Origin of the sequence: uncultured Cyclobacterium sp. (assembly GCF_963976465.1) — a bacterium.
GTDB lineage: Bacteria > Bacteroidota > Bacteroidia > Cytophagales > Cyclobacteriaceae > Cyclobacterium.
The window spans coordinates 1-9,569 of the sequence record NZ_CAXBOC010000179.1 but is presented as its reverse complement, the minus strand read 5'-3'; the positions used below and the strand labels follow the sequence as shown (position 1 = coordinate 9,569).

The 9,569-nt window shown below is 30.8% G+C and carries 11 protein-coding genes; all 11 read left to right on the top strand.

Going from position 1 to position 9,569, the window contains the following annotated elements:
• On the top strand, positions 1-286 hold a 286-nt coding region (locus AAC037_RS11585), incomplete at its 5' end, for a hypothetical protein (RefSeq protein WP_339903149.1).
• A gap of 403 nt (positions 287-689) precedes the next feature.
• Positions 690-1,754, top strand: coding sequence for a hypothetical protein (locus AAC037_RS11580; RefSeq protein ID WP_339903147.1), 1,065 nt, complete (start codon positions 690-692; stop codon positions 1,752-1,754).
• 73 nt (positions 1,755-1,827) lie between these two features.
• Positions 1,828-2,916, top strand: a complete 1,089-nt coding sequence (locus AAC037_RS11575; protein WP_339903146.1) for a glycosyltransferase — start codon at positions 1,828-1,830, stop codon at positions 2,914-2,916.
• Positions 2,906-3,493, top strand: coding sequence for an acyltransferase (locus AAC037_RS11570; RefSeq protein WP_339903145.1), 588 nt, complete (start codon positions 2,906-2,908; stop codon positions 3,491-3,493). The genes AAC037_RS11575 and AAC037_RS11570 overlap by 11 nt, the downstream gene beginning before the upstream one ends.
• Positions 3,490-4,623, top strand: a complete 1,134-nt coding sequence (locus tag AAC037_RS11565; protein WP_339903144.1) for a glycosyltransferase — start codon at positions 3,490-3,492, stop codon at positions 4,621-4,623. Before AAC037_RS11570 ends, AAC037_RS11565 begins: the two co-directional genes overlap by 4 nt.
• A complete protein-coding gene (locus AAC037_RS11560; RefSeq protein WP_339903143.1) occupies positions 4,610-5,650 on the top strand; it encodes a polysaccharide biosynthesis protein in 1,041 nt (346 codons plus the stop codon). The genes AAC037_RS11565 and AAC037_RS11560 overlap by 14 nt, the downstream gene beginning before the upstream one ends.
• Positions 5,651-5,656: 6 nt before the next feature.
• On the top strand, positions 5,657-6,082 hold the full coding sequence (locus AAC037_RS11555) for a WxcM-like domain-containing protein (RefSeq protein WP_339903142.1): 426 nt from the start codon (positions 5,657-5,659) through the stop codon (positions 6,080-6,082).
• Positions 6,083-6,109: 27 nt separating this feature from the next.
• A complete protein-coding gene (gene wecB / locus AAC037_RS11550; protein WP_339903141.1) occupies positions 6,110-7,231 on the top strand; it encodes a UDP-N-acetylglucosamine 2-epimerase (non-hydrolyzing) in 1,122 nt (373 codons plus the stop codon).
• Between the two features lie 11 nt (positions 7,232-7,242).
• Complete coding sequence (locus tag AAC037_RS11545; protein WP_339903140.1) at positions 7,243-8,106, top strand: SDR family oxidoreductase; 864 nt, start codon at positions 7,243-7,245, stop codon at positions 8,104-8,106.
• 18 nt (positions 8,107-8,124) lie between these two features.
• Positions 8,125-9,336, top strand: a complete 1,212-nt coding sequence (locus tag AAC037_RS11540; RefSeq protein WP_339903139.1) for a glycosyltransferase family 4 protein — start codon at positions 8,125-8,127, stop codon at positions 9,334-9,336.
• A gap of 3 nt (positions 9,337-9,339) precedes the next feature.
• A partial coding sequence (locus tag AAC037_RS11535; RefSeq protein WP_339903138.1) for an NAD-dependent epimerase/dehydratase family protein occupies positions 9,340-9,569 on the top strand: 230 nt, incomplete at its 3' end.

Sequence of the window (9,569 nt, the reverse complement as noted above, 5' to 3'; positions counted from 1 at the left end):
AATGTATTATTCTGGACGTGAAATTGGTTATAAATTAACAGAACAATTTGAAGATATTTCTGGTACTATTTTAATTTCTGCTGCTTTATTTAGTTTATTGTATTATTTCAGTTGTAAATTCCTGACAATTAACGACCTATGGGTATTGATTATACAGTTTATAGGTGGTTTAATTTTGTTTTTAATAATTGCATTAACTCTAAAATTGAGAGTCGTAGATGATTTAAAAGAAATATTGTTTGCTTTAAAAAATAAAGGTGTCAATACTTCTAATGAAAGTATCTAAAACAGCTTTGTGTTTATTTTGTCATAATAATCATTTTATTTCATGAATAAGAGTTGGTACTTAGGCACACTGAATATATATTCGTTACCGGGGACGCTATTTATAATGTCTTTTTTGGTCTCATTTTATAGTTTATATTTATCGTTTTTTAATGTTTATGAAAGTAACTTAGAATTTATTTTTATTATTCCTTCGGCTTTTACTTTTTGTTTATGGTTCTTTTCTTCTCATAAAATATATTACGGCCCGGGTTTAATAGTTATGCATTGCATAATGTTTTTGAGGTATGTGTTTTTTTTTTCCATTTTATATACTCAGTGATTACGAATCTGATATAATTCCAAGAACTTTAATTAGTGAATATGTATATCATTCTTACTATATCATTTTAGTAGAAATGTTCGTGATCTTTTTAACTATTAAGTATTTCGCAAAAGGAAATAATGTTTCAATAATTTTTAAAAAAAAATCAAATCCTTTATTCATTTTTTTATTAGTATCGTTTTCCTTAGGGGTTATAACTCTTTTTCCTGAACTTTTAATTAATTTCAATTTTGTATTTGACTCTTCTAGATATGCAGATCCTTCGTATTCATTTGGTGATGAAGAAGTAGTTTATGGTCCTACTTTTGGGCTTGAATTAATTAAATTTTCTATAATTTTTTTAAATTTATATTTATTTGAAAAGTATTGCTGGAAATTTCATTCCAGCAAAAAAAAATTATTTATTTTTCTTTCTATACTTTCAATACTCTTTTTTACTTTATTCTATATAGGAGTAAGTAGGGCCAGTATTCTGTTACCTTTTTTATCATATTTCTTTATAGTGTCTAAATTTTATAAAGAATTTAGTAAGAAAATTTTGATTTTCATTTCAATATATTTCTTTATTCTTATGCTAACTCTAACAATTTATAAGCAGTTTCGTACTAGTTCTATATCTGAAGGTGTAGGGGATTTAATTGGACCTGCTTACTTTTCAAATTTTGTTAATGACTATACAAGTAGCTTTCCAAGTATTTATCAAGGATTATATGGGTTTAGTCAGTATGATGAAAAGAATTATGGTGAACTTATCGCAAATGACTATTTAAGTTCTATCCCTTTAGTTCATAGGTTTGCAAATATGGATAATAGAACTAGTAATATTTTTAATGAAAAGATTGCAATTTTTCTTAATAGGGCAAGTTTCAGGATATTGCCTATGAGTATCCAAGGATATATGCATATGGGTTTATTATTCTTTTTTATATACCCTTTTCTTACAGTCCTTTTAATTATTCATTTTGATTCATTTTTCAGGCATTCAAAAGATGTTTATACATCTTATGCATTTGCATTAGTTTCTGTTGGGATTGGATTTAGTATTGGTTACATATTCACCTATCATGTGATAGGACGAATTTTCAAGCTTTTCTTACCTATGATATTATTAGTGTTTGTCAATAATAAAAAATTTAAATTTTGATTTGATCTCTTTTTTTTTCTATCTTTAAAGATTAAATAATTGTTAAATTAGTTATATTTTAAGTTAATTCTTGATGAAAATTCTAGTTGTTGGTAATGGTTCTATTGGTGTTTATAATAATATTTCTTTTTTTATAAATAATCATACTGGAAATTTTTTGCAAGATATAAGTGAAGTTCATTCTGTTAGTTTTACACAAAGTTCTTCGGTTTATGACCAAAATAATAATTTATTGAATTTTGATCTAGTTACTCATTCTTTAAACTTTGAGCTTCTTCCTAATATAAAGTCACTTTCTTTCTTTATTAAAATATTTCAATTGATAAGGAGTTATGATTTTCTATACATTTTTTACCCAGGGACTATTGGTAAAATTATGGCATATGTTGCGAATTTATTGGGAAAGCCAATTGGGCTTTATATTAGGGGGCAGTATTATAATCAAAGTTTCATTGATCGCATTATTTTAAATAGGGCAAAATTCATTCTTTCTGTTTCTCCTTCATTATCAAATGATCTTTTAAGATTTTGTGATAATGTAGATGTTATAAAACCTATGATTAATATTCAACTTTCCGATTTTAATCTTGATCGAAATTACGATGCTCCTAAATTAATTAATCTTCTCTTTGTGGGTAGAGTTGAGGAGAGGAAGGGTATATATGAATTAATTGAAATTGCTAAGAAATTGAAATTTAATGATTTCAATTTCGTGCTAAATATAGTTGGAGGAGGTGATTTGTTTGATAAAGTAAAAATTCTTATTACTGACTCAGGTCTTCAAGAATATATAATGTTTCATGGTTTGATTTCAGATAAAGATTCATTGAAGTTGATGTATGATAATGCCGATGCTTTTATTTTCACATCTCATGATGAGGGTTTCCCTAGGGTGCTTTACGAGGCAATGGCAAGTGGGTTGCCTATTTTTACCACATTTGTTGGTGGGATTTCTGGAAGAATGAAGCATCTTTATAATTGTATTGAAATTCCTGTTAAAGACTCTACAAATGCTGGAGTTATAGTTAACCAATATTTGGATCAGGTAGAAGTTCTAGAAAAAGTTGGAAGAAAAGGACAAGAAACTTTAAAGGAAATATTAAATGGTTCCTTATTATCACATTCCGATTTACTTTTAAAAAAATTGATCAATGAAAAGTAAGTTTATTAAATATTGGAATTTAGAACCTCTTGGGTTAATTAAATTTTTGAGTGTTTTCATCAGGGTACTTTATGTTTCTGTTTATGAGAAAATTTCCAGTTTTTTTTGGAAGTTTAATTTAGGAAAAGTGGGAATTAACTTAATAGTACAAAAGGGAGTTTCTATTCGATATCCTCGTAATCTTATTTTGGGCGATAATGTTTCTTTAGGCAGGGAAGTTAGTATATTTTCTGAATTTCCTGAAAGTGAGTTGACTATAGGTAATAATTCTCAAGTTAATAAATGGGTTCAACTTGATTTTAGTGGTAATCTTACAATAGGAGATAGTGTAGTTATTTCTGAGCATGTTAATATTATGAGTCATGATCATGGCCTTAATCCATTTTCAAAACCTAATAAGTTATCCAAAGTGATAAGTAATGGAGTTTGGATAGGTGCAAATGCAATAATTTTACCTCATGTACAATTTATTGGTGAAAATTCTATTATTGCAGCAGGTTCAATAGTTACAAAAAATGTTGATTCTAATACCATTGTAGGTGGTAATCCAGCTAAAGTTCTGCGTAATATTATATGAAAATCTTTCATCCACTTTTATGTTATTATCCATCGCAAGCGGGAGGTCCTGCTAATACTTTGTATTGGTTAAATTCTGAAATTAATAAAAGGGAATTTGATATTTCTGTTTTATCTACAAACTTTGGGTTAGATCCTCTAAAATCCCTTCATGATGTGTCAAATGCTATAAATTCCCCACGTCATCAAGTTTTGTTTTTGGATAGCAGTAGAATAAAGTTTTTAAAATATGGATTTGATTTAATAAATGAAAGTGATGTTGTTCAATTTTCCAGTCTCTTTTTCTTTCCTACCTTACCACTATTGATTAAAGCTACATTTAATAGGAAAAAAATTATTTTATCACCTAGAGGTGAACTCTATCCAGCAGCTTTAAAAAATAAAAGTTTGCAGAAAAGAATATTTCTTTTTTTTATAAAAATATTTCAAAATAAAGTAATTTTCCACGCAACAAATAATTTTGAATCTAATATTATTAATAAATATTTCCCTAGAGCCAAAGAGATAATTACTATTCCTAATTACGTTAAAATGCCACTTAAACGAAACGTAAAAATTACAAATGGGCAGCTTTTATTTATCGGAAGAATCAATCCAATCAAAAATATTGATGTTTTGATAAAATCAGTTGTCTTATCTCAGAAGCTTTCGAAGGTTAAATTGAATCTTTTAATTGTTGGATCAGCTCGTCTACCATACGAAATAGCTTATGAAAAACGGCTAAAACAACTTGTCAAAACCCTAAATATTCAAGATTCTGTTACTTTTATGGGACATGTTCAAGGTGGTTATAAAGATAAACTTATAGCCTCTTCACAGGCATTGGTTTTACCATCACAATCTGAAAATTTCGGTAATGTAGTTTTAGAAGCATTGGCGCAAGGTACACCGGTTATCGCTTCAAAAAATACTCCTTGGCAATCTTTAACAAAATTTAATGCAGGCTATTGGACTGAGGGTTCTGTAGATGGAATTTCTAAATCTATAGTTCAATTAATTGACCTACCTAAAATTGATTATTTGAAAATGAGGGATAGAGCCTATTCCTTATGTCTTAATAATTTTGATATTAAATCTAATATATTTCATTGGGAAAAGTTATATAAAAAATTATCACATGTTCAAAAATAAAACACTTTTAATTACTGGAGGAACTGGATCCTTTGGGAACGCCGTTTTAAACCGTTTTCTAAACACAGATCATTTTAGCGAAATTCGCATTTTTTCTCGTGATGAAAAAAAGCAACATGATATGCGGGTTGCTTTAAATCATCCCAAACTTAAATTCTATATTGGTGATGTCCGTAATTATGATAGCATAGAAAGAGCCATGAGAGGTGTTGATTATGTTTTTCATGCTGCTGCCCTGAAACAAGTTCCGTCTTGTGAATTTTTTCCAATAGAGGCTACTAAAACTAATGTTTTTGGTACTCAAAATGCTATAGATGCTGCGATATCTAATAATGTTAAAAAAATCATTTGTTTGAGTACTGATAAGGCTGCCTATCCAATTAATGCTATGGGAATCTCTAAAGCACTGATGGAAAAAGTTGCCATTGCTGCGTCAAGAAATATACCCAATAATGCAACTACAGTTTGTCTAACCAGATATGGTAATGTAATGGCCTCTAGAGGTTCTGTGATACCTTTATTTCAACAACAAATCAAAAATGGTGAAGTTCTTACTATTACAGATCCCAGCATGACACGTTTTTTGATGTCCTTAGAAGATGCGGTTGATTTGGTCCTTTTTGCATTTGAACATGGGAATCAAGGAGATCTTTTTGTGAATAAGGCTCCTGCTGGTACAATTGGAGACTTAGCCCAAGCTCTATTGGAATTGAATAATGCGAATAATGAAATAAAGGTGATTGGTACACGGCATGGAGAAAAACTGTACGAAACTTTGTGTACCCGTGAAGAAATGTTAAAAGCCAATGACATGGGAGAATTTTATAGGATTCCTGCTGATAATAGAGATCTTAATTACAATCAATACTTTTTTGAAGGTGAAAAGGATATTTCTAAGGTAGAGGATTATCATTCTCATAACACTGAACAATTGGATGTCAATGGTATGAAAAAATTATTGAGCAAGTTGCCATTAATTAAAAGAGAAGTTTTTGGTGAAAAGGATGTGGATCAATATGAAGGATAAGATATCATGAAAACCCCAAAAATTATTAACGGAGGAATTCATTCAGATGAACGAGGTAGTATTTCCTTTGTGAATGAATTTGATTTTTCAGAAGTTAAAAGGTTTTATAATATTTGTCACTCAAATACTGAAGTCATTAGGGCTTGGCAGGGGCATAAAAAGGAATCCAAATGGTTTTATGTAAGTTCAGGTTCCTTTAAAATTGTTTTGGTAAAAATAAAAGATTGGAATCTAGGAACCATAGCAAATCAACCAATTGAATACCATCTTGATTTTTCTGAACCCCAAGTTTTAATTATTCCAGGAGGATATGTAAATGGATTTCAAGCTACGTCTCCAAATTCTCAATTGATGGTTTTTTCTAATTTCTCTATAGAGGAATCTCAAAATGATGATTTCAGGTTTGATAAAAGTTTATGGTATAAATGGTAGACTAACAGCAAAAAAAACAAATAAGAGATGAGTAAATTAAAAGTAGTTACAGTTTTAGGGACTCGCCCTGAAATTATTAGGTTGGCAGAATGCATTAAAAAGTGTGATTTATTTTTTGATCACGTTTTGGTGCATACTGGCCAAAATTACGATTACACCCTAAACGAGATATTTTTCGAGGATTTAGATCTTAGAAAACCAGATCATTTTTTAAATGTAGCAGGCAATCATTTGGGAGAAACAATTGGTAATGTCATTGCTAAATCTTACGAAATACTTACTTTGGAAAAACCTGATGCCCTCTTGGTACTTGGTGATACTAATAGTGTGCTTTGCACGATTGCTGCAAAAAGGCTAAAAATTCCCATCTTTCATATGGAAGCAGGGAATAGGTGCTTTGATCAAAATGTCCCCGAAGAAATAAACCGTAAAATTTCTGATCATATTAGTGATATAAATTTAACCTATACCGAACATAGTCGGAGATATTTGTTAAGTGAAGGGTTCAGAAAGGACCACGTATTTGTTACAGGATCCCCTTTAAGAGAAGTTTTAAATAAATATGAAACTAAAATTAAAGACAGTGATGTCGTCGAAAGGTTAAAACTTGAAACCGGAAAATATTTAGTTGTAAGTGCTCATAGAGAAGAGAATATTGATTTAAAAGACCATTTTGAACTTTTAGTAAAAGGGTTAAACGCTGTTGCTGATAAATACCAATTTCCAATAATTTTCTCTACCCACCCCAGGACCAGAAAAAGGATCGAAAATAATAACATTACCTTTCACCCTTTAATTAGCAACATTCCACCATTGGGATTTTTTGATTATGTGAAATTGCAACAAAATGCTTTTATCGTCTTATCAGACAGTGGAACTATTAGTGAAGAGTCTGCAATGATGGGGTTTCCGGCAGTAAGTATTCGAACTAGTACAGAAAGACCAGAGGCAATAGATGCCGGTACAATTGTATTGGGTGGAATTACTGAGGAACAAATATTAAATAGTATTGAAATTTCTTCTAAGTTGCCTGTTACTGATGTAGCTAATTTACCAGCCGAGTACAATGTACCTAATACCTCTGAAAGAGTAATAAAAGTTATTCAAAGCTATTCTTCAATAGTTGATCGGGTAATTTGGAATAAATAAAAAATAATTTTATGAAAAAGATTTTAGTTATCGGGGCCAAGGGAATGGCTGGCCATGTTGTCAAGACATATTTGAATGAATTAGGCACTTATGAGATATGGGGTATGGCACGAGGGGCTGAGGATGGTAAGAATTTTATTCAATTAGATGTTTCAAATACAGAAAAACTAGAAGAAATTCTGGAGAATCAAAAATTTGACGTGGTAATCAATTGTATAGGTTTATTAAATAAAACAGCCGAAGATAGTCCAGATCAGGCTATTTTTTTTAATAGTTATTTTCCTCATTTTTTATCGTCCTTAGGTAAAAAGTTTAGTTTCAAATTAATTCACATTAGTACAGATTGTGTTTTCTCAGGAAAAGAGGGAGGTTATGCAGAGGATAGCTTTAAAAATGGTATTGGTTTTTACGCACAATCCAAAGCGCTTGGAGAAGTAATCAATGATCGTGATTTGACTATTAGGACTTCTATTATTGGACCTGAACTAAAATCAGATGGAATAGGCTTATTCCATTGGTTTATAAACCAAACCAATCCAATATCCGGATACAAAGAAGCATATTGGACCGGCGTTACAACGATCGAATTAGCGAAGGCCATCCATGAAGCAATAAAGCAAAATTTAAAAGGATTGTACCATCTTGTTAATGGTGATAAAATTGCAAAATATGATTTACTAAAGTTGTTTAATCAAACTTTCAAGGAAAATAAAATTCCAATTGAAGGGAAAAGTGATTATAAGGTTGATAAAAGCCTTGTTAATTCAAGATCTGATTTTAATTATGAAGTTCCTTCGTATAAAGTGATGATTGAACATATGAAAATATGGATGGTTAACCACTCATCTTTTTATACCCATTATACATTTAAGTAAATTGTTTAAAGATACATTTTGAAAATCCTAATAGTTACACAATACTTTTGGCCAGAAAATTTTCGGATTAATGATTTAGCTGTAGGCCTTAAGGAAAGAGGCAATGAAGTTCAAGTCCTTACTGGGAAGCCAAATTATCCAAGTGGAAGTTACTATCCAGGTTATAATTTTTTCAATAAACCGGAAGAAGATTGGAAAGGGATAAGGGTGCATCGGAGCCCTTTGATTACAAGAGGAAGTGGATCTGGGGTTAAGCTTATGATTAACTATTTATCCTTTGCGTTTTTAGCTACTCTGCGTGCTTTATTTCTTAGAGAGAAATATGATTTGATTTTTGTATATGAGCCTTCCCCTATTACAGTTGGAATTCCAGCTGTTTTCCTTGGGAAAAAACTAAACATACCGATTTATTTTTGGGTCCAAGATTTATGGCCTGAAAGTGTATCTGCAGCAGGTCAATTAAATAATAGGTTTGTATTAAGACAACTTGATAAAGTTACCCGATGGATTTACAGCAATTCTAGAAAGATACTTATTCAATCTGAAGGGTTTCGACAATATATTCTTAACCAAGGTGTGCCAAATAGTAAAATCATTTATTATCCTAATTCTACAGAATCATTTTACAATATAGTTCGTCCGGATGATGGTATTGTGAAATTAGTACCCAAGGTTCCCTTTAGTGTAATGTTTGCAGGTAATATCGGAGAAGCACAGGACTTTGAATCTATAATTGAAGCAGCTAGAATTGTCAAGGAAAAGAACCCAGATATTCATTTCGTTATTTTAGGTAACGGTAGGAAAAAGGAATTTGTAGTACAAAAGGTTAATGAGTATGGTTTGAATAGTAATTTTCATTTACTAGGGGCATTTCCAGTGGATAATATGCCTGATTTTTTCGCATGTGGAGATGCTCTTTTGGTAAGTTTGAAGGAAAGCAAAATATTTTCTTTAACTATACCATCTAAAGTTCAATCTTATTTAGCCTGCGGTAAACCTATTATTGGAGCATTAGACGGAGAAGGAGCAAATGTTATTTTGCAGGCAAAAGCCGGACTGGTAGCCACAGCTAGCAATCCTAAAGGATTAGCTGAAATAATTTTGAAATTATATGGGGAATCTTCTCAAACTAGGCAAGAAATGGGCATTAATGCAAGAAAATATTTTGAGGGAAATTTTGAAAGAGAATTATTGTTGGATAAACTTATTCGTATTTTTAATGAGCATTAGAGCATGAATTTATTAATTACCGGCATTTCAGGTTTTGTAGGCCAAAACCTTTATGAATTCCTGAATAAAAATGGCAAAGGAGATATTCTATCGCTTAGTAGAAGTGCTGGGGATGGAAAAGAGGTTTTAACCTATGAAGATTTCTTTGCTGACTCCACAGTTTTAGCAAGTCATTATGTTCACCTAGCTGGAAAAGCCCATGACTTAAAAAAGACCAGTGATGACCAAGCTTA